At 60.1% G+C, this 22,446-nt stretch carries 21 protein-coding genes; 6 read left to right on the forward strand and 15 right to left on the reverse strand.

Annotated features, from left to right (window positions below):
* Positions 1 to 37: 37 nt before the first annotated feature.
* From FIU28_RS17230 to FIU28_RS17240, 3 genes are all read right to left on the reverse strand, one after another.
* On the reverse strand, positions 38 to 1,231 hold the full coding sequence (locus FIU28_RS17230; RefSeq protein WP_246660719.1) for a CaiB/BaiF CoA transferase family protein: 1,194 nt from the start codon (positions 1,229 to 1,231) through the stop codon (positions 38 to 40).
* A 33-nt stretch (positions 1,232 to 1,264) separates the two neighbouring features.
* On the reverse strand, positions 1,265 to 2,428 hold the full coding sequence (locus tag FIU28_RS17235) for an acyl-CoA dehydrogenase family protein (RefSeq protein WP_210247733.1): 1,164 nt from the start codon (positions 2,426 to 2,428) through the stop codon (positions 1,265 to 1,267).
* Positions 2,429 to 2,504: 76 nt separating this feature from the next.
* Positions 2,505 to 3,281: an enoyl-CoA hydratase/isomerase family protein gene (locus FIU28_RS17240; RefSeq protein WP_168209956.1), complete on the reverse strand. Its 777-nt coding sequence runs from the start codon at positions 3,279 to 3,281 to the stop codon at positions 2,505 to 2,507.
* Between the two features lie 210 nt (positions 3,282 to 3,491).
* On the opposite strand from FIU28_RS17240, the gene FIU28_RS17245 reads away from it, so the two are divergent.
* The 3 genes from FIU28_RS17245 (at position 3,492) to FIU28_RS17255 (ending at position 5,509) form a co-directional block, all read left to right on the forward strand.
* Positions 3,492 to 3,779, forward strand: coding sequence for a DUF1330 domain-containing protein (locus FIU28_RS17245; protein WP_143574428.1), 288 nt, complete (start codon positions 3,492 to 3,494; stop codon positions 3,777 to 3,779).
* Positions 3,780 to 3,813: 34 nt separating this feature from the next.
* On the forward strand, positions 3,814 to 4,767 hold the full coding sequence (locus FIU28_RS17250; protein WP_143574429.1) for a dihydrodipicolinate synthase family protein: 954 nt from the start codon (positions 3,814 to 3,816) through the stop codon (positions 4,765 to 4,767).
* Positions 4,768 to 4,861: 94 nt separating this feature from the next.
* Complete coding sequence (locus FIU28_RS17255) at positions 4,862 to 5,509, forward strand: TetR/AcrR family transcriptional regulator (protein WP_143574430.1); 648 nt, start codon at positions 4,862 to 4,864, stop codon at positions 5,507 to 5,509.
* A 14-nt stretch (positions 5,510 to 5,523) separates the two neighbouring features.
* On the opposite strand, the gene FIU28_RS17260 is transcribed toward FIU28_RS17255, so the two are convergent.
* From FIU28_RS17260 to FIU28_RS17300, 9 genes are all read right to left on the reverse strand, one after another.
* Positions 5,524 to 7,164 (reverse strand): AMP-binding protein, encoded by a 1,641-nt coding sequence (locus tag FIU28_RS17260; RefSeq protein WP_143574431.1) that lies wholly within the window; start codon positions 7,162 to 7,164, stop codon positions 5,524 to 5,526.
* Positions 7,165 to 7,213: 49 nt separating this feature from the next.
* Positions 7,214 to 8,365, reverse strand: a complete 1,152-nt coding sequence (locus FIU28_RS17265) for an ABC transporter substrate-binding protein (RefSeq protein ID WP_168209957.1) — start codon at positions 8,363 to 8,365, stop codon at positions 7,214 to 7,216.
* Positions 8,366 to 8,402: 37 nt separating this feature from the next.
* On the reverse strand, positions 8,403 to 9,149 hold the full coding sequence (locus FIU28_RS17270) for an ABC transporter ATP-binding protein (RefSeq protein ID WP_246660720.1): 747 nt from the start codon (positions 9,147 to 9,149) through the stop codon (positions 8,403 to 8,405).
* An 11-nt stretch (positions 9,150 to 9,160) separates the two neighbouring features.
* The gene (locus FIU28_RS17275) at positions 9,161 to 9,922 is read right to left on the reverse strand and encodes an ABC transporter ATP-binding protein (protein WP_143574432.1); all 762 of its coding nucleotides are present in this window, start codon (positions 9,920 to 9,922) and stop codon (positions 9,161 to 9,163) included.
* The gene (locus FIU28_RS17280; RefSeq protein WP_143574433.1) at positions 9,919 to 10,905 is read right to left on the reverse strand and encodes a branched-chain amino acid ABC transporter permease; all 987 of its coding nucleotides are present in this window, start codon (positions 10,903 to 10,905) and stop codon (positions 9,919 to 9,921) included. The genes FIU28_RS17275 and FIU28_RS17280 overlap by 4 nt, the downstream gene beginning before the upstream one ends.
* Positions 10,905 to 11,759, reverse strand: a complete 855-nt coding sequence (locus FIU28_RS17285) for a branched-chain amino acid ABC transporter permease (RefSeq protein ID WP_246660721.1) — start codon at positions 11,757 to 11,759, stop codon at positions 10,905 to 10,907. Before FIU28_RS17285 ends, FIU28_RS17280 begins: the two co-directional genes overlap by 1 nt.
* Positions 11,760 to 11,883: 124 nt before the next feature.
* Positions 11,884 to 12,651 (reverse strand): SDR family NAD(P)-dependent oxidoreductase, encoded by a 768-nt coding sequence (locus FIU28_RS17290; RefSeq protein WP_143574434.1) that lies wholly within the window; start codon positions 12,649 to 12,651, stop codon positions 11,884 to 11,886.
* A gap of 37 nt (positions 12,652 to 12,688) precedes the next feature.
* A complete protein-coding gene (locus tag FIU28_RS17295) occupies positions 12,689 to 13,507 on the reverse strand; it encodes a 3-ketoacyl-ACP reductase (RefSeq protein ID WP_246660722.1) in 819 nt (272 codons plus the stop codon).
* Positions 13,488 to 13,952, reverse strand: coding sequence for a MaoC family dehydratase (locus FIU28_RS17300; RefSeq protein ID WP_143574435.1), 465 nt, complete (start codon positions 13,950 to 13,952; stop codon positions 13,488 to 13,490). Before FIU28_RS17300 ends, FIU28_RS17295 begins: the two co-directional genes overlap by 20 nt.
* A gap of 123 nt (positions 13,953 to 14,075) precedes the next feature.
* On the opposite strand from FIU28_RS17300, the gene FIU28_RS17305 reads away from it, so the two are divergent.
* Positions 14,076 to 14,900, forward strand: a complete 825-nt coding sequence (locus FIU28_RS17305) for a shikimate dehydrogenase family protein (RefSeq protein WP_143574436.1) — start codon at positions 14,076 to 14,078, stop codon at positions 14,898 to 14,900.
* A 13-nt stretch (positions 14,901 to 14,913) separates the two neighbouring features.
* On the opposite strand, the gene FIU28_RS17310 is transcribed toward FIU28_RS17305, so the two are convergent.
* Positions 14,914 to 15,930: an NADP-dependent oxidoreductase gene (locus FIU28_RS17310; RefSeq protein ID WP_302466995.1), complete on the reverse strand. Its 1,017-nt coding sequence runs from the start codon at positions 15,928 to 15,930 to the stop codon at positions 14,914 to 14,916.
* 407 nt (positions 15,931 to 16,337) lie between these two features.
* On the opposite strand from FIU28_RS17310, the gene FIU28_RS17315 reads away from it, so the two are divergent.
* Both FIU28_RS17315 and FIU28_RS17320 read left to right on the forward strand, forming a co-directional pair.
* A complete protein-coding gene (locus FIU28_RS17315; RefSeq protein WP_143574437.1) occupies positions 16,338 to 16,961 on the forward strand; it encodes a tyrosine-type recombinase/integrase in 624 nt (207 codons plus the stop codon).
* Positions 16,962 to 17,015: 54 nt separating this feature from the next.
* Positions 17,016 to 18,104 (forward strand): hypothetical protein, encoded by a 1,089-nt coding sequence (locus tag FIU28_RS17320; RefSeq protein WP_143574438.1) that lies wholly within the window; start codon positions 17,016 to 17,018, stop codon positions 18,102 to 18,104.
* Positions 18,105 to 18,728: 624 nt separating this feature from the next.
* Here the strand turns inward: FIU28_RS17320 and FIU28_RS17325 are convergent.
* Together FIU28_RS17325 and FIU28_RS17330 are read right to left on the reverse strand one after the other, a co-directional pair.
* Positions 18,729 to 20,771, reverse strand: a complete 2,043-nt coding sequence (locus FIU28_RS17325; protein ID WP_143574439.1) for a hydantoinase/oxoprolinase family protein — start codon at positions 20,769 to 20,771, stop codon at positions 18,729 to 18,731.
* A gap of 2 nt (positions 20,772 to 20,773) precedes the next feature.
* A complete protein-coding gene (locus FIU28_RS17330) occupies positions 20,774 to 22,444 on the reverse strand; it encodes a hydantoinase B/oxoprolinase family protein (RefSeq protein WP_143574440.1) in 1,671 nt (556 codons plus the stop codon).
* Between the last annotated feature and the right edge of the window lie 2 nt (positions 22,445 to 22,446).

Consider the following 22,446-nt stretch of genomic DNA (forward strand, 5'->3'; position numbering starts at 1 on the left):
CGCCAATCGTGGTTGGGAAGCTGACCGTCCGGCTGCGTTACGCGGCTTCGGGACAGTGGATCACTTTTGCGGCGACGAGTTGATCGATCGCCGCATCAGTCAGGCCGCCGACGTCGCGCAGCACCTGTCGCGTGTCTGCACCGAGATGGACCGGCATGCGGCGCAGCGGCGGAGCCTCGCCGTCGTAGCGTACCGGATGGGCGAGCACCGTGGCCGTGCCGTTGCCGATCGGGATTTCCATGAAGCAGTCGTTGGCGACAACTTGTGGATCAACCCGGATCTGGTCGTAATTCTGCACCCGCTCGAACCACAGCGCATGCGGCGTCAGCCTTTGCTCGAGCCGCGCATAGCTCCAGCCTCGCAGTTCCTGCGCCAGGATGGCTGTGAACTCGTCACGCATTGCCATACGATCCTTGCCTAGGGCGACCAGTGCCGGGGAGCCGATGGCGGCGGCAAATTGCTCGATGTCACCGCCGAGACTGATCACGGCATGGCAATCGGCCAGCTTGTAGACCCCGTAAGGCGCATCCAGATGCCAGTTGGCAAGCTGCGGGTGGCGCTCGAAATGCTGCGGCGTCCGCTTGCCGGAAAAATACACCGCCATCGATTCGACCTGCAGATCGAGGCCGGCGTTTAGCAGGTTCGATTCCACGCGGGTGCCTTCGCCGGTTGCCAGTTTCTTGATGTAGGCGCCCATCACGCCCATCGCGAGCAGCGCCGCGCCATGCTGATCGACAAGGGGAACGCCCGGCACCGTCGGCATCTCTTCCAGATTGCCGGTCACTGCGACCAGGCCACAGCGCGCCTGCACCAGCAGGTCCTGGCCGGGCTTGTCCGCCATCGGCCCACGCGGTCCCCAGCCGCTGGCCGAGGCGTAAATAATGTCGGGCTTGGCGGCTTTGACCGCCTCGTAGCCAAAGCCGAGCCTGTCGAGCACGCCACCGCGATAGTTCTCGGTGACGACGTCGCAGTTGGCAATGATTGCGTAAAGAATTGCTTTCGCTTTCGGATTCTTGAGGTCGATTGCAATCGATTTCTTGTTGCGGTTGACGGCAAAGTAGCTCGCGCTGAGACCGTCAATATAAACGTGGCCGCCGGTGTGATTGCGCTCGAACGCGCCTGTCATCGGCTCGACCTTGATCACCTCGGCGCCAAGGTCGGCAAGGTATTGCGAACCTGCCGGCCCTTGGACGAAATGGGAGAAACTTAAGACGCGCATCTTGCTGAGCATGGTAACTACCTCGGATATCCGGATTTCAGCGCGTCAAAGCGGATGCGAGCCGTTCTTCAGCAGGCTTCGCGCGATGACCATGCGGTGAATGTCTGACGCGCCGTCGAAGATCCGGTACACCCGCGCGTCACGGTACATCTGTTCGAGCGGCATTTCCTTGCAGTAGCCCATGCCGCCGAAAATCTGCACGGCCTTGTCGGCAACGCGGCCGAGCATTTCCGACGCAAAGTATTTCACCATCGAGACCTTTTCACGTGGGTCCATGCCCTGATCGGTTTCCCAGGCGGCGTTGAGCACCATCATGCGCGCTGCGTAAATTTCTGTGGCCATGTCCGCCAGCATCGCCTGTACCATCTGGAATTCGCCGATCGACTTGCCGAACTGCTTGCGCTCGTTGGCATAGTCGATGCTCATTTTCATCAACTTGCTGGCCATGCCGATACAACGGCCGCCGACCATGCCGAGCCGGACGCGATTGATCGTGGACAGCGCCTGATAGAGCCCCTGCCCTTCGGCGCCGAGCATCTGCGCCTCGGAAACCCGCAAGTTCTCGAAGACAAGCTCGCAATGATTGGTGGCGCGCAGGCCCATCATGTACTGGATGCGACCGATGGTGAAACCCGGCGTACCGCGATCGATCAGGAATGCCGTAATCCCCTTGGCGCCCTTGGTGGGGTCGGTCACGGCGGTGATGATGAACGAGTCGGCGAGGTCGGCGTCGCTGATGAAGTGCTTCGACCCGTTGATAATGAAATCGGACCCGTCGCGCTTGGCCGTGGTGAGAATGCCGGCGGCATCCGATCCGGCGTTCGGTTCCGTCATGCCGAGCGCGACGCCGATGTCGCCGCGAACCGCCGGATACAGATAGCGTTCGCGCTGTTCACCGACGCAATTTTCCAGCGCGGCCGGAATGGCGCCAAACGCGCGACGCACGAGCGCATCCTTGGTCCAGCCGAACTGTTCCTCGCACAGACACATGTCGACGGCACTGAGACCGCCACCGCCGGATTCTTCCGGCATGCCTAGCGCGAACAGGCCGAGTGCTTTGGCTTTGGTCTTGAGTTCGAGTGCCAGTTCCGGACGAACGAACTGCTTCTCCTCGACTTCAGCTTCGTAAGGTTTCAGTTCAGTTTCAATGAAGCGCTTCAGCGTCTTGACCACCATGGTCATTTCTTCAGATATCGAAAAGTCGATCACGCGCAAATCCTCCGCAGTTTTTTTTGCCGGCGATCGCGTTGTTCGCTGCGCCGGATGTCAATTCAAGAAGAGATGGTCAGCCGGCGACGTCGAACACCCGCACGTCAAGTCGATCGGAAAACCGGGCCGGTGTTTTTTCGGTGAAGGCACGAACGCCTTCGGAGAAATCGGCCGTTCGGGACAGCCCTTCGCTGAGCCGCAGCGCTGTCGCGATCGCTTCCGCTTCAGGGCAGTTCACCGCATCCTCGATCGCCTTCTTGCAGGCATACATTGCCTGTGCCGGCCCCGCGGCCAATCGCGCGGCCATCTCCAGCGCGGCCGCCCGGACCTGGCCGCTCGGAACCACCTTGTTAACGAGACGCCACGCCAGCGCGGTTTCGGCATCGATCATGTCGCCGAACATCATCATCTCCTTGGCGCGCGCCAGACCGATGCGTTGTGTCACGCGGACCGTGCCGCCACTGCTGGGGAAGCCGCCCAGCTTGATTTCCGGAAGCCCGAGCCGCGCATTGGCGGAGACCACGAGAAAATCACAACCTGCCGCAAGTTCGAGCCCGCCGCCAAGCGCAAGACCTTCGATGGCTGCGATAGTTGGCTTGGGGAAATGCGCGACCTGACCGTAGGTCTCATTCTCAAAACCGAGCTTTCGGCTGACGATGGCACGATCCGCGACCAGACCCGGAAATTCCTTGATGTCGGAGCCGGCGCAGAACGCCCGGTCGCCTTCACCTGTCAGGATGAGCGCACCCACCTCCGGATCAGCAGCCAGCTCGGCCAGCGCCTTGCTCATCTCACGCGTCAATTCAAGCGTCACCACATTCATCGGCGGATTATTGAGAACCAGAACCGCCACGCGACCGTGTTTTTCGATTTTTATTTTCATGTTTCCACCCAGGGCGCATGCCCATTCCGACAAAATGTCATTTACTGACGTGCAGGTCAATATTCTTGATGAGATTTGCAATTTTCGGCCGGAATCAGCGGAAAACGCCAGATCCGCTTGTTGACTTACATGTATGTCAGTGACACTTTCAGGGCAATTGAAAGTGGAGGAAAACAAAGCATGGCAGCCATTGTCGTGGCGCAGGTGAAGGTGACGGATCCTGCAGCCTATGAAAATTACAAGCCGCTCGCGAAGGAAGCGATCGAGGCTTTCGGGGGCCGCTATCACGTACGCGGGTCTTTGCCGATTGCGCTGGAGGGGGACGCCCCCGATCGTCGGTTTGTCATTGTCGAGTTCGACTCAGTCGATCAGGCGAAGGCATTCTACAATTCGGCGATCTACCTGAAGGCGCGCGAGGCCCGCGACGGCGCCTCGATTGCAAATATCGTTGTTCTCGAAGGCATTTGAGAACTATCGCTGCTTACATCACGGAGAAAAAGTAATGAGCCGTACTAAATATGATTGCTCGGGGGTCATCCCCGCCTGTCTGCTGCCCTTGAAAGACGATCTGTCCATCGACGAAGCGAGCTACCGAAAGCACCTTCGTGATGTCGCTGGAACGCGCGGCATCTCCGCAATCACCGTCAACGGTCACGCATCGGAAGTATCGTCATGCTCGTTCGAGGAACAGCAGCGAATTCTCGACGTCACCGTGGACGAGCTGGGATCGAAGCTCCCGATCGTCAACGGCGTGTATGCCGAGAATGCACCGGATGCCATCCGGATCGCCAAGATGGCGGAAAAAGGCGGAGCCTCGGCGTTGCTGATCTTCCCACCGAGCCTTTTCATGCTGGGTGCCCGTCCGGACATGATCGTCGATCATTTCAGACGAATCGCCGATGCGACCGATTTGCCGCTGATTATCTTCCAGTTTCCTGTGGCAACCGGCCTTTGCTATCCGCACGACGTGCTGGTCCGCATGCTGGCCGAAATTCCGTCGATTGCAGCCATGAAGGATGCCTGCGGCGACCCCGCGCGCCACGAATTCACCGTGCGCGAACTGCAGAACGGTCCGCGACCGTTCAACGTCCTGACGACGCACAGTGCGTGGTTGTTCAGCTCGCTGGTAACCGGCTGCAATGGCCTGCTTTCCGGCGCCGGCAGCACGATCGCAGACCTGCAGGTCGCCCTCTATGAAGCCGTTCGCAACAACGACATGGCTGCAGCGAAAGCCGCTGCCGACCGCATCTACCCGACCACACACGCCTTCTACTCGGCTCCGGGAGTGGATATGCATAACCGGATGAAGGAAGCCCAGGTCATCCTCGGTCGCCTGCCTTCGGCGGCCGTCCGGCCCCCCCTGCAGAAACTGCCCGCAGCAGAAATCGAGCGGATCCGAGGTGCCATGGCCCGCGCCGGCTTGCTGCCAGAAACCAAGGTTCATGCGGCGGCGTAAGCCGCGGGAACAATTGCGGTTCAAGCGATAAACTGAAACAATTGGGTGCTGCGAAACATGGATTCGAGGCACCCTTTTCATTTGTAGGCGTATCATGCGGGAAAAGATCAAATCGACCACGGCCGATCTTCTGGTAAAGTACGGGTATCGTGGGGTCAGCTTCCGGGAGATCTCCGAGATTCTCAATACCACCCGCGCCAACCTGCACTATCATTTCGGCAACAAGAGCGGATTGGTCGAGGAAGTTCTTGAGGACTACGCCCGCGGTACGATCGAGCGGTATACCAAAATCTGGACTGACCCGGAATCGACGCTGCGGGCAAAGATCGATGCCACGCTGGCTTTCAATCGCGAGCGCTACAACAAATTCAACGCCAACGGCGACAAGGGCCACCCCTGGAGCCTGATGATCCGGCTGCGGTCGGATCGAGACGCGCTCACGCCGAAAATGCAGTCCATCCTGCAAAGCACGTCACATGATTTCGAGAGCCTGGTTCGGATCGGCGTCAGCCTAGCCGTCCGTGCCGGGGAATTGCGTGAAGATGCCCCGCAGCAGAATATCGTGATTCAGTTGGCGACGATCATTCATTATGCTGGGTCAGTCACCCGTGACTCCGGACGCTTTGGGCGATTGTCAGAGCTTTGGGAGGCCACGCTCTCGACCATCGAAACCGCTTACGGGACCGGCAAGAAGCCGGTAGGGGCAGCAAAAAAGCCGGCCCGGAAGAAGGAACATACCTGAACCGGTACCGTCAATCATGCCAACTGCCGCAGCACGATGCCGGCAAGCTTGCGGTCCCACGTCTGCGGCGTAACGCCGGCCTGCCGTAGCTGCGCCTTCTGGACTTTCTTCGTCGGCGTGCGGGGCAATTCGACCAGAACTTCGACGTAACGCGGCACCATGTGGTGTGGCAGTCGCTTCGCGAGATGTATGATCAGCGCCTCCGGATGCACCTCGCATCCTGGTAGCGCCACCACACAAATCTTGACGTCGTCATCCCCGGCAAATTCCGACGCAATACCGATTGCTGCAGCCTCGCGGACGCCCGCGAATTGCTGAGCGGCAACCTCGATATCGTAGGAGGAAATATTCTCGGCGCGGCGGCGAATCCGGTCTTTCAGGCGATCAACAAAGTACACCCATCCGTCCGAATCGATATAACCGCTGTCGCCGCTGTGGAACCACAGGTTACGCCACGCCTCGTTGGTGGCGTCCGGCCGACCAAGGTACCCCTGCATCAGGGTGAACGGATACCTGGACCGAACCACCAGTTCGCCCAAGTCACCAACGGGCAGAACAACATCTGTGTCCGGATGGACCACCTCGACCTCGAACCACTCCGTCAGAATTTTCCCGCACGAGCCAGGCCGAAGCGGTGCGTCGTACGGATGCCAACAGGGGATGCCGATCTCGGTCATTCCCCAAGTCTCGATGCCCTTGATCCCAAAACGCTGTTCGAAAGGCGCAGCAATGTGCTTGGGAAACGGCGAGGTACCGATACGGGTCAGAGCGGTTTCAGCGTCATCCGCTCGCGGTGGTTGGGCGTAGATCATCTCGAGCAAGGGGCCGTGACCAATGGTCACCGTTGCCCCGGATAGCTTGATGCGATCCAGCCATTGCTCGGCGTTGAAGCGTGTATCCAGCCAGACGCGCGCCCCGACCAGCATGGCTGCGGTGATGGCGCAATATCGCGGGGACATGTGAAAGACCGGATGAGCAACGTAGTAGATGTCGGTCTCCGTCACTCGCATGCCATCGATGGAGTTTCTCGCGATAAGGATCGCCTGGGCGTGCGGCACCATGACCCCCTTCGATGGACCCGATGTCCCCGACGTCATCAGAACGGATGAGATGTTGTCGAAGCTTGCCCCCGCCGGTTGATAGCCGCTCGCATCATCGACCAACTCCCGAAGCGGCGCCACCGCAATGGAACCGATGCTTGTCGATGGATCGGTGACCGCCATCGGGTCCTCGATAAAATAAATATGAGACAACGCCGTCAGTTCGCTCGCCACCCCATCCAGCACCGGCAACAGCTGCCTGTCGGCAATCACGATGGTGACACCGAGCATGTTGAGGGCGTGCACCAGGGACTGGCCGCGAAACGCGGGATTGATGGGGGCATCGGTCGCGCCCAGCACATTGATCGCGAGCCACACATGAACGGCCGTCAGGCCATTCCCGGCGAAAATCGCGACACGGTCGCCTCGCTGGACGCCCGCATTCGCCAGTCCCTTCGCCAGATCACAGACGCACTGCCAGATCTCTCCATAGCTCTGATAGACGCCGTCCTCGAAACAGATGAACGGGCGATCCGGCGTATTCTCGGCACGCCAACGCAGGATCCGATCGTAGGACCACGAGGTAAACGGCAGATCGAGCAACGGTCGTGACATCGAAAGAATCCCGATACGGCCGGTCACATCAGACCGGCCGTTCTGCAAGTCATTTGATCGTTTTGAATTTTCCCTGCGAGATCTCCACCGTCACCAGGGAATCCTTGGAGAATCCTTCATGCTGATCCTTGGAATAGCAGATGCTGCCATCGATAAAGGTGTCCTTGAACTCGCAGATATTCTCGATGGCGTCACGGATCAGTGCTCCGGTCGGCGGACCTTCAACATGCTTGAGCGCCTCGACCAGAACCAGAAAGCCGGTGGACGCCAACAACTCGGCGTAGCCCGACGGCTTCTTGCCGGCCGCGCGCAGGATGTCGCCGAGTGCGTTCTGCTTCTCGGAGGGATCGTCCCAGTTTCCGAGCGAGACCACCTGAACGCCTTCGCCGGCAGGCCCCGCCGCGTCGAGGAAAGGCCGCTGGTTCAGGCTGCCCGATCCGATCAGCGGGGCGTTCAGCCCAACCTGCTTTGCGGCACGAACGAAAGCGGCTCCAAGTGCCGGCGCAGAGGTCTCAAGCAGGACGACCTCGGGATTGGCATTGCGAATCTTGGTAGCCGCCGCGGTCAGGTCGATGGCATTGAGCGGCGCGCTGACCGAAGCGACGACATTGATGTCATGTTCCTTGGAAAGCTTCAGCGCATATTCCATGCCGGCCTTGCCGTAGGCGTCTTCCTGATACATGACGGCAAATTTCTTGCGCTTCGGTGTGAATACGCCGCGCTCCATAATTCCGTCGAGGATAACTTGCTCGGTTGGGGCTGATCGGAATAGCCAGGGCCAGAACGCGTGCTTCTTCGAGGTCGCATCGATGGTGCCGATCGGAGCAAGCACGGGGACCTTGTTGGCCATCGCAATCGGCATCAAGGCCAGCGTGCCTGTGCCGAGCGTTGAGCCAATGATGGCCTGGACGTTCTCCTGCTGGATCAGGCGGGTCGCGCCGCGCGCAGCTTCGGTCGGATTGCTCTGGTCGTCGTGAAACACCATTTCGATCTTGCGGCCCTTGACGCCGCCTTCGGCGTTGAGCTTCTTGGCCAGAATTTCCACAACGTCCCGCTCTGGAATACCGAACGGCGCCGCCGGTCCGCTGAGGCTGAAAATGCCACCAACCTTGATGACATCGTCCGCCGCGCGTGCCGGCACGGTGAACATGGTTCCGAGCAAAGCCATGGCTGCGAGTGACTTCAGAAAATTCCTTCGCATTTCAAACTCCCTTTTTTGTTTGTTTAATTTTTTCCTACTATTTCGATCCGAGAAACACCGCCGCAATATCTTCCGGATTAGCGAGATCCAGACCAGGGCCCTCGCGGACGACAGAGCCTTGTGAAAGAATCATGTAGCGGTCGGCAACGCGCGCGGCGAACGGCACGTTCTGCTCGGCCAGGATCATGGCCAGTCCGCGCTTCTTGAGCACGTCGAAGGCATGTTGCAACGTATCGAAGACCGCCGGGGCAAGTCCCTGCGTCGGCTCGTCGAAAATCATCACGTCCGGTTTTCGTCCCAGCGCCAGACTGATTGCCAGCATCTGCTGCTCGCCGCCGCTCAGCATTCCCGCGCCAGCGGACTGCCGTTCGCGCAAGATCGGAAACAGGCCCATAATGAAATCGCGCTGGTCTTCCCGTTCCGCGATCGGTAACAGCCGCAAGCCAAGATCGATGTTTTCTTTGACCGACATCGCCGCGAAGACGTTCCGACGCTGTTCCGGGACCAGCGACAGACCCATGACTGCGCGCTTGTGCGACGGCAGTGAGTTGATGGCCTGGCCGTTGACCTCAATGCGCCCGCTGCCCGCGACCGTGCCCGCGATAGCGCCGAGCAGGCTGCTCTTGCCAGCCCCATTGGCACCGAGGATCGCGATCATCTCACCCGCGGCGACATCTAGCGTGACGTCGGAGACGACCGTGATGCGCCCGTAGCGCGCGTGAACATTGGCGCAGGCAATAATCGTGGAGCGGCCTGCAGAGACAGTGGGCTTCATCATGTTCATGTCCGGTCCCATCACCTGCCGCTGCTGCCCAGGTAGACGTCGATAAAGGACTTGTCGCGCGCGATATCTTCCGCGCTGCCCGACAGCAACATCGCTCCGCGGTTCAGAACGATGACGTGCTGGGCCAGTTCGCGGATCAGATTGAAATTGTGCTCGACGAGAAGAACGCCGACGCCTTTTTCTGCAAGTCGTCGAACTTCGTAGCTCAGCATGGCTTGCTCGTCTCGAGCCAAGCCGGCGGCGGGTTCGTCCAGCAGGATATATTTTGGATTATTGGCGACGGCGCGCGCCACCTCGACGAGACGGACCTGCCCCATCGGTAGCTCGCCCATCCTGGTGTGGCGATACTCGGAGAGCCGCAGATCCTGCAGGATCTCGGCGCAGCGCTCGCTGAAGGTCTGCTCCTGCCTCGCCGATTTGGGCGCTCTGAGCAAGGCCGACAGCATGCCCGACTGCGACACCGGATAGAAACCGCACAGAACGGCCTCCTCGACGGTTATATGCGGGTCGAACCTCGGCGTCTGAAATGTACGCGCCAGCCCCAATGCGATCCGCCGGTGCGGCTGCATGCCATCGACCGGCGTATCATCCACGATGATCTTCCCGCTTGCAGCGGTAACCATTCCGGTGATGGAGTTGAACAGTGTGCTCTTGCCGGATCCGTTCGGCCCGATGACGGCAAGAATCTGCCCGCGTTCGAGCTTCAGCGAAACCTTGCTGAGCGCAACAATCCCGCCGAAATCAACGGTGACCTCGTGAACCTGAACGCTCATGATACATGCTCGCTTGCCGGGACAACCGGCGCAGCCGGCGCGTCGCGCTTTTTCGTGCGGGAAATCAGCTTCATCCAGTCCGTACCAAGGATTCCGCGCGGGGCCACCAGCAGCACGAGCACCAAGGTGGCGCCGAAAATCATGCCCTGCGTTTCCGAAGCCGGAAGATACAGCGTAATCAGCGTCAGGAACGCCGCCCCGACAACCGGCCCGAGGAACGTTTGGGCACCACCGATGACGGTCATCAGCATCGTCTTGATCGAAACATGAATGGTCAGGGATTCCGGACCCATGTACATGAGGTGATGGGCGTAGAGCCAGCCGGACAGGCCTGCGACTGCGGCCGACAATGCAAAATAGCTGGCCAGAATCTTCGGCACGTCGACGCCGTCCGCCGTCGCCCGGAGCGGATCGTGGCGTGCGGTCTTGACCGCACGGCCGATCGCGGAATGGGTCAGGTTGGCGTATAATGCGATGACAATGATGACGATAGCCCAGGATAGTACATGCATCGACGCCAGCGTCGGGGCGAAGGACAGTTTCGGAATCCCGGACAGGCCGATATAGCCGCCGGTGAAGTCCCCGCCTTCGCGGATGCCGACTTCCAGCACCATGCTCAACAACAAAGTAGCGATCGACAGCGGCATCGGCGATAGCCGCGTGATCGCCCGCGCCATCGGATAGCCAAGCGACATCGGCAACACCACGGCGAGCAGCAGACCGACCAGCGGCGACAGGCCGAACTGCGCCGTCGCGATGCTCGTGGCATACGCGCCAACAGAGGCAAACGCAGCCGTGGCTACCGAGAGAATGCCCGCTTGCCCGTAGGACATGCCGACCGACAGCGCCATCAACGAGAAGATCGCGACGAGAATCGAATTGTCGAGCCAGAAGGGCTTGCCAACAATGAATGGCGTCAGAACCGCGATGATCGCCAGAAGAACAAGCGCGGGTCGCAGCCTGTCAAATGTACCAAGCTTCATCAGACACGTCCTCCGGTCGCCGCAATCCGGTTCATCGGGCCCAGCGCCAGAACGATGAAGATGAAGATCATCGGCGCGGCCGTGACCCAGCCGCCCGGCAGGTACGCCGAACTGAGTACCTGGACGAGCCCCGTGACGAGGCCGCCGGCAAAGCCGCGCAGCGGGCTGTTCATGCCGAAGATGATCGCCGCACCGAAGCCCGAAATGGTCAGTGATAACCCGGTGCTGTAATCCGCGCCGGTGGTGTACAGCACCAGGATGCCTGCGACACCCGCCAGCAACCCGCCAAGCAGATAGGTGCAGAACCAGATCGCCTGAACCGGAATGCCGTTCAGCGCAGCGCCGAGCGGATTGATCGCGCTGGCACGCATCATGCGGCCGAACGGAGTCCGGTACAGGAGGACATAAAGCGCGGCGAGCAGCGCCAGACTGACCGAGATATTGATCAGCGCTTGTGGGCTGATCCGGACGCCGAATACATCCCAAAAGGCGTCGAACATCTGATTGGCCATCGGATCCTTGCCGTAGAATGTCAGGATGAACGACTCGAGGAAGGTCGCGAGGCCGAATGTCCCGAGCACGGCGGTGATATGATCGAACGTTCCCGGCCTGTTCAGCCGCATGGAGATGAAGCCGACGATCGCCGACGACAGGACCGCCGCGCCGATGCCCAGGACAATGCCAACCGGGCCGCCAATCGCCCAAGCAATCGCCACCGCGAGGACGGTGTAGGCACCGACCGCCAGATCGACGGATCCGGTGGTGGCAAAGACCAGGCTGATCGGGAATGCCAGCAGCCCGTAGATGACGCCAAGCAGCGCACCGCGGACCACGAACTCCATCAATTCGAACAACGCGCGTCTCCTCAGAATTTTTTGAAGCGGTTATCCGCTCCATTTTACTTACTTACATGTAAGGATAGTTGTTACAGAGTGTCAAGCAACGACAGCGGGCTTCCGTGTTGCGAGATGCCGCAGCTCAGTTCATCCAGACGCCGCCGGTGACATTGATGCCCTGCCCCGTCATGTAGTCAGCCTGGCTCGACAACAGGAATGCCACCACGTTGGCGACATCTTCGGGCTCCCCGAGTCTGCCGAGGGGTATGGTATGGGCTCGCTCGGCGGCCGTCGGCAAGCCCCTAGCTGAGAGTTGAGTATCTGCGAAATCGCGCATCTGGGTGTTCGCAATTGCGCCGGGGCAAACAGCATTGACGCGAATGCCGTGAGCGGCAAGGTCCAGCGCCATCGACTGCGTCATCCCCAGGATGGCGAACTTCGAAGCGCAGTAGGCCAGTGAACTTGGCCTGCCAACCTTTCCGAACCACGACGAAAGATTAATGATCCGACCGGATTTTCGAAGCACCATGGATGGCACGACGGCATGACAACAGTTGAATGTGCCGAACACGTTCAGCCTCATAGTGGATTCGAAGTCTTCCGGCTTGTCGTCGATGATCGATGCAACCTGACCTACGCCCGCATTGTTGACAAGAATATCGATGGGACCGTGATGCCGGATGGTTTCCGCCACACCTGACTTGACCGCATCGAGGTCAGTCACATCGATAACGGCCTTTGAAACGCTTCCGCCCGCCGAAAGCTCCGCAAACGCGCCGCTCAGCGCCTCCGCGTTCTTGTCCCAGAGCGCCACGTGGCAGCCCTCGGTGACAAGCTTTCTCGCAATGGCGCGCCCGATGCCCATCGCAGCTCCGGTCACAACTGCAACCTGTCCCGCATAATTGTACATATTGTCCTCAGATCAATTGCACGCGCATCAACGCAGCCTATGTGCGACGGATATGCATCCCGCCATCGACGAAAAACGCTTGGCCTGTCGAATACGGCATGCGCCCCGAGGCGAGCTGGGCGACGGTATTGCCGACATCCTCCGCCTGTCCCCACCGCGCCATCGGAAAGCCGCCGGCCTCGACCCAGCCGTTATATTTCTCGAAAACATCCTTGGTCATGTCGGTCTGGATGATCCCGGGTCGCACCTCATGAACGGCGATGCCATATTCCGCGAGGCGCAACGCGTAGAGCGTGCTCATCATCGCGACGCCAGCCTTGGAGATGCAATATTCAGCCTGCGCCGCCGTTGCGATCACTGCATTTCCCGAGGAAATAAAGATCACCGAGCGCGTGGGCCGCGTACGATCGCCCCTATCGTCGTCGCGCATCTGCCTGGCGACGCGCTGCGTGAGGAAGAAGGAGGCTCGCAGATTGATCGACATCAACCGGTCAAAACTCTCTGGCGGCGTTTCCAGAATATCGCCGCGGTGCCTGGTCTGCACACCGGCATTGTTGAGCAAGCAGGACAGCGGCCCGAAGCACTGCGCTTCCCGGACCAGGCGTTCATGCTGGCCAAGATCGGCGACGTCAGCCTGAATGAACGAAGCACGCCTGCCACGATCCTTGATGCCCTGAACAGTCTCTTCCGCTGCCTCGTCGTGTTCCAGGTCATTGATCAGGACATCGAAACCGTTGTCGGCCAGCGCAAAGGCGCTGGCGCGTCCGATGCCGCGCCGACCGCCTGTGACGAGCGCAACGCGCACGTCTTGAATTGAACCAGCCATGTCGCGTTCCTCAGGCTGCGTTCTGGTCAAGCACGGGGACCGGCACCCACTTCATGATGTGCACGGCAGCAGCGACGACTTCTCCGCGCTGGTTCTTCACTTCGACGTTGGAAAACGTGCGGTTCTTCGCGCCGTCCAGCTTTTCGATCGTGTAGCTTACGGTCACCGTGTCACCGAAGAAGACCGGGCCGATGAAGCGAACGCGATCGTAGCCCTGCGATACCGGCGTCAATCCAACATATTTACTGACATGCGGCGTAAACATCACGGTCGAGGCGGTGGACATGAAGCCCATCGCCAGGACGCCGTGCGCGATGCGCTTCCCGAAAGCCGACTTTTCCATGAACTGCTCATTGCAGTGAACATCTGAAAGATCGCCTGTAATACCAGCGAAGAGATAAACGTCGCTTTCCGAAACCGTCTTTGCAAAGCGGATCGATTGACCGACCGCCACGTGAAAATCCGTGTCCTGCACGCGTCGCCTCCCATTATTGTTTTTGACTTGCCTCGTGTTTAACGCTGACTTACACGTAGGTCAATACGCCCCATCCCGGAAAGCGTGACAGACAGATGCGGGCTCGGCCTGCAGGTGGCCCGCATGACACGAGAAGAATTTTCGCCGCTGAGCGTGCCGTATATTTCCGGACGAACGCGTCTCTACGGAATCGTGGGCCACCCCATCGAGCAGGTCCGTTCTCCGGAATTTGTCACCCACGAATTCGTTGCCCGGGGAATTGATGCGATCGTGGTTCCGATTCACGTGGTTCCGGAGCGCTTCGACGAGTTGATGCCAGCCATCATGGACATCGCGAACCTCGATGGCCTGATCGTCACCGTTCCCTACAAGGCACGGGCGGCCCGCTTCATGGCGTCGCTTGGACCGCAAGCACGGATCACCCGAACCGTGAGCGTACTGGCGAAGCGGGCAGAAGGCTGGATCGGCGAGATGTTCGATGGAGTGGGTTGCGTGGCCGCACTTCGCCGGCGCGGCGTGGCAATCAAGGACAAGCGGATCGCGCTGCTCGGCGCCGGCGGCGCGGGATCCGCGATCGGCGTGGCGCTTGCCTCACAGGCCCCGCGGTCGCTGCGGATCATTGATCCCGACACGGCGCGCGCATCTGCCGCGGTTAACCAGATGCAGCAGGCTTTCCCGAGCTTTGATGTAGCGGCAGGCGAGTCGCTCGACCTCGACCAGTTAGATGTTCTGATCAATGCGTCGCCGGTCGGAATGCTCGACCCGACGGCCTGCCCGCTGCAAGTCAATCACCTACCGCCGCATCTCGCGGTGATGGATATCGTCATGAAGCCGGACGAAACCCGCCTGTTGCGCATGGCTCTGGAGTCCGGCTGCAAGGTCGTTTACGGCAGGGAGATGCTGGGCTCGCAACTGACGGCCGTCGTCGACTTCTTCATGGATCGCTGAGCGTGCGGCCGGACTAGCTGACCTGGACGATCAGCTTGCCGAAATTCCGGCCCTTCAGCATGCCGATGAACGCCTCGGGAGCAGATGCCAACCCATCCACAATATGCTCCCGGTGAGCGAGTTTTCCGGCTGACAGCCACTCGCCAACGTCACGCAGAAAATCCGGCATTTGTGCCGCGAAGTCGGTGACGATGAAGCCTCTGATGGTGAGCCGCTTGACGAGAATGCTGCGCATAAATTCCGAGGAATTGCTCTTGTTGGTCTCTTCGCCGGCATCATTATATTGCGAGACGAGGCCACATACGGGGACGCGGGCAAATGGATTGAGCAAGGGATGCACGAATTCCCAGATCTTTCCGCCAACATTCTCAAAGTAGATATCGATGCCGGCCGGACATGCCGCTTCAAGCTGCGCACGAAAGTTCATGCTTCGGTGGTCTATCGCGACGTCAAAGCCCAGCACGTCGCGTGCGTAGCGGCATTTCTCATCGCCGCCGGCGATGGCAACGGTGCGACATCCCTTGAGCCTGCCGATCTGGCCGACCAGCGAACCGACCGGCCCGGTGGCAGCGGCGACGACCAATGTCTCGCCCACCTTGGGCTGTCCGATATTCAACAACCCCGTATAGGCCGTCAGACCGGGCGAACCGAGGATGCCCAGAGCCGTGGACACGGGCGCGTGCGCCTCATCGAGCCGCCGAAGGCCGGCGCCGTCCGATATCGCAAATTCCTGCCAGCCCGATTGGCCGAGCACCAGCTCACCTTCCTTGAAATCCGGATGGCGGGATACGACGATTTCGCTGACTGTGCTTCCCACCATTGGCGCACCAAGCGCCACAGGTGGCGCATAAGACGGAGCGTCATTCATACGCCAGCGCATATAGGGATCGAGCGAGAGCAATTTCGTTTTGAGTAGCAATGAACCGTCCGGTGCCTGCGGCATATCGACAGATTCCAAACGGAAGTCGGTCAGCCGCGGTTCGCCATCTGGACGACAGGCAAGGACAATACGTCTATTCACATTCATCACTTTCATAGATCTTTGCGATTCAGTCTACCAGATTACCCGAAGGACTGAGAGTTTAAACGGAATTTATCCTTTTGATACTGTCCGCTCGTTGGATTGATTCCATATTCGACTACAGAGTCGGGGCACGCGCCTTTTAATTATCGTGCACTCCCTAGCCTAAGCTAAAATCCAGCAGCTGGAAGTCGGAAGGCGCCGGCGATTTTCGGTTACGTCTCGATCTAACACCCAAGGTTTCCAGACTTCCATGTCAGCACTCCGTGCGCTGAGCCAAAATTGTGCGCACCGTCCGCTTTGCGCCATAGGCCGCCAGTCAAGGATTTGCTCGATTCGGACCGCATCGAACAATCGGAATAGATTGACTTGCTCGCGGTGAGCGATGCGGTGGGCGGGACGGCGGAGGCCTGCTCATGTCTGCACGTCTTACCGCTAAAACTCACCAACCTTGGAACAAGGGATTGCTTGTCGGTCAGAAGAAGCCGCTCGAACCAAAGCACGTCTGGTCCATCCGCGTTCGCCTTGAACTCGCAGGATCAAAGCGCGATCTGGCAATCTTCAACTTGGCGATCGACAGCAAACTTCGCGCTTGCGACCTCGTCAAGCTGCGCTTGGACGATGTTTGTCTAGGGATGAAAGTGCGGAATCGAGCCACAATCGTCCAAAAGAAGACCGGGCGACCAGTACAATTCGAAATCACGGAACAATCAAGGATCTCAGTCGAAGCCTGCCTTCCAAACCTCCGTTCTACCCGCTCGCGTTTTCTTTTTCCAAGCCGCCTTCACGAAAGTCTTCACATATCCACTCGCCAATATGCTCGACTAGTTCACTACTGGGTCCAAAGCATCGGCTTGGATGCGAACATGTATGGCACGCACTCAATGCGTCGTACCAAGGCGGCCCTGATCTACCGCAAGACCGGCAACCTTCGCGCCGTGCAAATCCTCCTCGGTCACACGAAGCTGGAGAGCACAGTTCGATATCTCGGGATCGAGGTGGATGACGCGCTGAATATGGCTGAACAGATCGAGCTCTAAACAATCGGCCACCGGCATCACCGCCGGTGGCCGATTCGCGCCAATTGCTGGCGGTTGAGAGACGCAAGCGCCCCTACAACCGTTGCCAGCGGCACGACAATCGCGGCGCCAGCAGCGGACATCGCCACCGCACGTGAAGCCCGCAAGCCTCCGTTGCCAGTATTCCCGCGCAAGCCCAAGCCGCTGGCCATAGGGTGGTCCGCAGCCAAGAAACAGCAACCCTTTACGCAATCTCCCGCGTCGCGCGCGACATCGGCGACATTAACCATCCATCCCGCTCAAGGATCGGGGCAGCACGGTGTGCGCCGCGTCGATCTCTGCCCGTCGGAAATGCTGGTCCCAGTAAGGCATCATCCGCAGGACGATCAAATATCCCTGCATTTATTAACCGCTACCCTTGAAACGTCGCTGCATACGAGCGAGGTTCGCCATCGAAAGGGGAAAAGGATGAAGAAATTTGGCGCGAAGGCGAAGCTGGCGGCCGGCCGGACATCCATCGTGGTGCCGCTTTCCATGTGGATGGACGATGAAATGGATGCCGAATTGGTGAGATCTCTCGAAAGGGAAAGCAGCCGGATGGCGCGGGAAGAAGCCATGGACTGCAAAAGCAGGAGTGATTACGAGTCGCTCGAACAGGAGGAAATCTATGGAATTCTGGAAGAGCTTGTGGACTTCGAGGATATGAAGGAAGCAGCCAAGCCGGCCTACGTCGCCGCAATCGCCAACGTCCTATCGGACAAACTAAAGTTTCGGCTCGATCTGACCTTTGTGAGCAGTGGAGAAGACGGCATCATCGCCTCCGTGTCGGGCGACGCAGTGAAAAGATTGCATGCCGCCAGCGAAGTCAAAGGCCACAAGCGACTTCGCAAAGAGTTTGACCTGGTGCCGGGCGACGACTGGCTCGTAAGACCGGTCAAAAGCTGGTCGATCGACGAACTTTCCTGTCTTCTCGAATTAGTCATGATGCCGGAAGGTGTCCGATTGGGGATCATTGACAGATTAGCCTCCTTTACGGATGCGCTCTGTTGCGACCGGCTCCTCGACCACAACGAATACAAACGGCGCGCCGCCGACCTGAAAGCGATCAAGCGTGCTGAGAAGGAGCTAGAGAAAGCGTTGGAAATGGGCGAGAGCGTTCACTAGGAAAATGCAGCGTTGTCGTTCGTGGAACGAAATTCAGTTCAATACTTTAACGATGCAGGTCTCGTCTTCGATGTGATGAACATAACGCCCTAGGAGGACCCTGGCTTTGGGCAGGCCCAGCAACAGACCGCTAGTATTTTTCCATCGGCCGGCCCGGGCAGTCAAGGCCTCGAGGCGCGTCACCACACGCCGGCGCGTGAGGTAGGTCGGCATAGGAACTTCAGCGGAAGGTGTCGCAGCTTTAGGCCGACGTGCCGATAGTCGTCTCTACGACCTCGCTGCCCGAAGTCATCCTAAGCTTCCCGGCTACAGCGGAAATTGACGGCGCGTCTTCCATGCGAACTCGCTCCCATCGAAGGTCTCGGCCATGAAGTCCAGTCGAATACGCGGGGCAAGATCTCGTCCTTTGCGGCCGGCCAGTGCGCGGTAGCAGACCTCGGTTTTGTCGAGTGGCCGGTTCTAAGTGGCACAGGCACAACACGGATACCGTTGCGGCAAAGACATAAGCAAGACTTGCAATTAGGGCCTGCCGCTTGGCTGCTATGACAGCCCGCTTTGCGCCAAAAGCAGCCATTATGCAGCGACATGCAAGCGATCCGACGACCGCATTTGTCTAAACATCCCCTACGCCAGCGAGATATCGAGCCAACCAAGGTTGTTGATCGTGATGCGGTCGCCGACATTGATCACCACAGTCGTCGTTTCCGCCTCGACTATCGCGGGACCTTCGATTTCATGACCCGACCTCAACGAATCTGCTGCATAGACCGGCACGTCCTTCCAGGTCCCGAAAAATGCCTTACGGCTGCTTGACGGTGCGCAAGCGGAAGGCGCAGCAATCGCGCGCGACACACTCGCTACTTCAGGAATAATGCCGACCGCCGCCACGCGCGCGTTGAAGAATACGACTTCCTGATCCCGCGACGCATAGGTGTAAAGTTCTTCGTGACGGCGATGGAACAGCTCTTCGATCAGGTCCACGATATCGCCCGACGCCCAGTCGAGATCGTCCAACGGAACGTCGATCTCGAATATCTGTTCGCCGTAACGCATCTCCGCGGAGCGTTCGACAACCACCTCGCCGCCGAACCACGATTGCATTCGGCTGGTAGCCTGCATCGCGAGATCTGCGAAAATAGTGCGCACCTCCGACGGCGTGATACGCTGGCCGGCGCTATAGTGCGTGCAGCTCACCTCGTAGCGCAGATCGCTTGTTAACATGCCCCAAGCCGACAGCACGGACGCCGCGGTCGGCACGATGATGCGCTTGATCTCGAGCTCGCGCCCGACTTCAGCGGCATGCAGGCCGGCTGCGCCGCCAAAGCTGAGCATCGCATAGCGCCGTGGATCGACGCCGCGGCGCAGGGTCATGAGTCGAATGCCGTCCGCCATACGGAGATTAACCATGCGGTAGACGCCGGCCGCGGCATCCTCGCGGGACAGGCCGAGCGATGTCGCGAGACGGTCGATGGCCGCTTCGGACGCCGCGCGGTCCAGCGGACGCTTGCCGCCCATGAAGGCAGACGCATCGAGATAGCCGAGAATGACATTGGCATCGGTGACGGTCGCCTCGACGCCGCCATTGCCGTAGCAGGCCGGCCCCGGCACCGAGCCGGCACTTTCGGGGCCGACACGAAACGTGCCGCCGGCATCGACGGTGGCGATCGACCCGCCGCCGGCGGCGATGCTCGCGATGTCCAGGCTGCGCAGCGCGATGCGTTGATCGGCAAGACCGCCAGCGGCTGACAGCGACGCGCGGCCATCGGTGATTAGCGAGATGTCGGTGCTGGTGCCGCCCATGTCGAACGGGACTAGGTCGGGTATCCCCAGCAACTCGGCGCAGCGCCGGCATCCGGAGATGCCGCCGGCGGGGCCGGACAGGACGGTGCCGGCAGCGAGGCGCGCCGCTTCGGCGACCGGTGCCATGCCGCCGTGAGACAGGATGATGAACAACTGGCTGGCCAGGCCGGCTTCTTTCAACCGCGTTTCCAGATTGGTCAAATAACGCCGCACCGCCGGTTCGACATAGGCGTTGACGATGGTCGTCGAAACGCGCTCGTATTCCTTGATCTGCGGCAACACGTCGCTCGATCGCGACACGCTAATATCAGGCAATTCGCGCTGCAGCCGCTCGGCCGCGGCGATCTCGTGCGCGGGATTGCGATAGGAATGCAGGAAGCAAATAGCGACCGACGTCACGCCCGCCGCCCGTATGGCGGCAATTGCCTTGCCGAGCGAATTCTGATCGAGCGGGATCGACACCTCGCCATCCGGCCGGACACGCTCGCGCACGCCAAAGCGTAGCTCGCGCGGCACCAGCGGCTCGGGCGGCGCGGTGCGAAGATTGTAGCGATCGTCTTTCAGACCTTCGCGCATCTCGATGACGTCGCGGTGGCCTTGCGTCGTGAGCAGCGCGACCAGCGCGCCTTTGCGTTCGAGCAGCGCGTTGGTGGCGACCGTCGTGCCGTGCACCAGACGATCGGTGCGGCCGAGCATTTCGGCACGCGACAGGCCGAGCCGCCGCGCGAGTTCTTCGAGCCCGGTCATTACACCGAGCGACTGATCCTGCGGCGTGGACGGCGACTTCGCAAATACGGTGTTGCCGTTGCGTTCGATCGCAACCAGGTCCGTATAGGTGCCGCCGACATCAATTCCAATCGTAAACATCTTCAGGATACCTGCTCGGTCTTTGATTCAGTCGTGGTGAGGCCTTGCACGACATCGCGTGCGCGGGCTTGCGGCGAGCGCTGGTCGGGAGGCCCATAGCCGCCGCCGCCGCTCGATAGAATCTTGAAACAGTCGCCTGGCAGCACCTCGATGCCGACCTCCTTGGTCCGCAACACGCGCGGCGCGCGGCCTTCCGAGATCAGCGAATAATGGTGGGGCTGGCCATCGCTGCCGCCGAGCATGCCGCAGGCGCCGTGCCTGGTGCCTTCGCCCGCCGTATTAGCGCGCGCGGGTTTTGCCGTCTCCATCACCAGGTCCAGCGAGACCCCGAGGCCGCCGCGATATTTGCCTTCGCCGCCGGAGTCCGCCCGGAATTCGTGATGGCGGAAATGCAACGGGAAACGCACCTCGGCGACTTCAATGCTGCCGAACTTGATACCGCCGACCGTGTGCCATTCGCCGATCGAGGACCAGCCGTCGCCGCCGAACGACGCACCGCCGCCGGGCCGCGCCTGGAACATGTGCCAGATGAAGCTTCGGCCGGTGCGCGGATCCTCGCCCTGGATCGCGATGCGAAAGCGCCGGCTCCAGCCCGCCATCGCGCGTTCCGGGCACGATGCGGACAACGCCTTGACGATTGCTTCGACGATCTCATTAGAGGGATGGCTGGTGCACATCGTCACCGGCAGGCCGGGGTCGGCCCAGACGATGGTGCCCTGCTTCGCCACCACCGTAAGCGGCCGCAATGCGCCGGCATTCTTCGGAATATCGGCGTCGATGAGATAGGCAAACGCCATCACCACCGCGGCCTGCATGTTGGCATGCGACGAGTTCACGAAGCTTGTGGTCTGCGGATCGGAGTCCGACAGATCGATCTCGATGTTAGTGCCTTTCTTGGTCACCCTTGCCGCGATTTTGATGTCGCTACGGCCATGACCGTCATCGTCGAGGAATGCCTCTCCAAAGAATACGCCGTCCTTCCAAGTCGATAGCACCGCGCGGGTCTGTTGCTCCGCGGCATCGAGGATGGTCTCTACGGCCGCCTCCACAGTCTCGCCGCCAAATTCAGCGAACAGCCGTTGCACGCGGCGTTCGCCGAGATGCGCAGCGCCGACCATGGCCGCCAGATCGCCGCGGAAATCGCGCGGGTTGCGCACGTTCAGCGCCAACATGTCGAGCAGATCATCGCGAAGCTTGCCGGCCTCATAAAGCCGGATCGGCGGGACACGCAGGCCTTCCTGCCAGATATCCGTCGCGCCGGGATTATACGCACCGTGGGTCGCGCCGCCGATGTCGCTCTGATGCGCCCGCACGATGGTCCAGTACAGCCGGCGGTCGCCATCGAACACCGGCACGAACGCCGTCAGGTCCGGAAGATGGCTGCCGCCATGATAGGGATCATTGAGCAGCACCACGTCGCCCGGCTTGACGTCCTTAAAGCGCTCCTCGACCGCCAGCGTGGCCCAGGACAGCGCGCCGACATGCACCGGGATATGGTCGGCCTGCGCGATCAGCCGACCGTTGACGTCGCAGATGCCGAGCGAGAAATCCCGGCTCGAGTTCAGTATCTGCGAATAGGACGTGCGCAGCATCGCTTCGCCCATCTCGTTGACGATTGAACTCAGGCGATGTTGCACGACCGAGCGGGTGATGGGATCGATTTTCAAAGTCATCG

It is taken from the genome of Tardiphaga sp. vice154, from assembly GCF_007018645.1.
GTDB lineage: Bacteria > Pseudomonadota > Alphaproteobacteria > Rhizobiales > Xanthobacteraceae > Tardiphaga.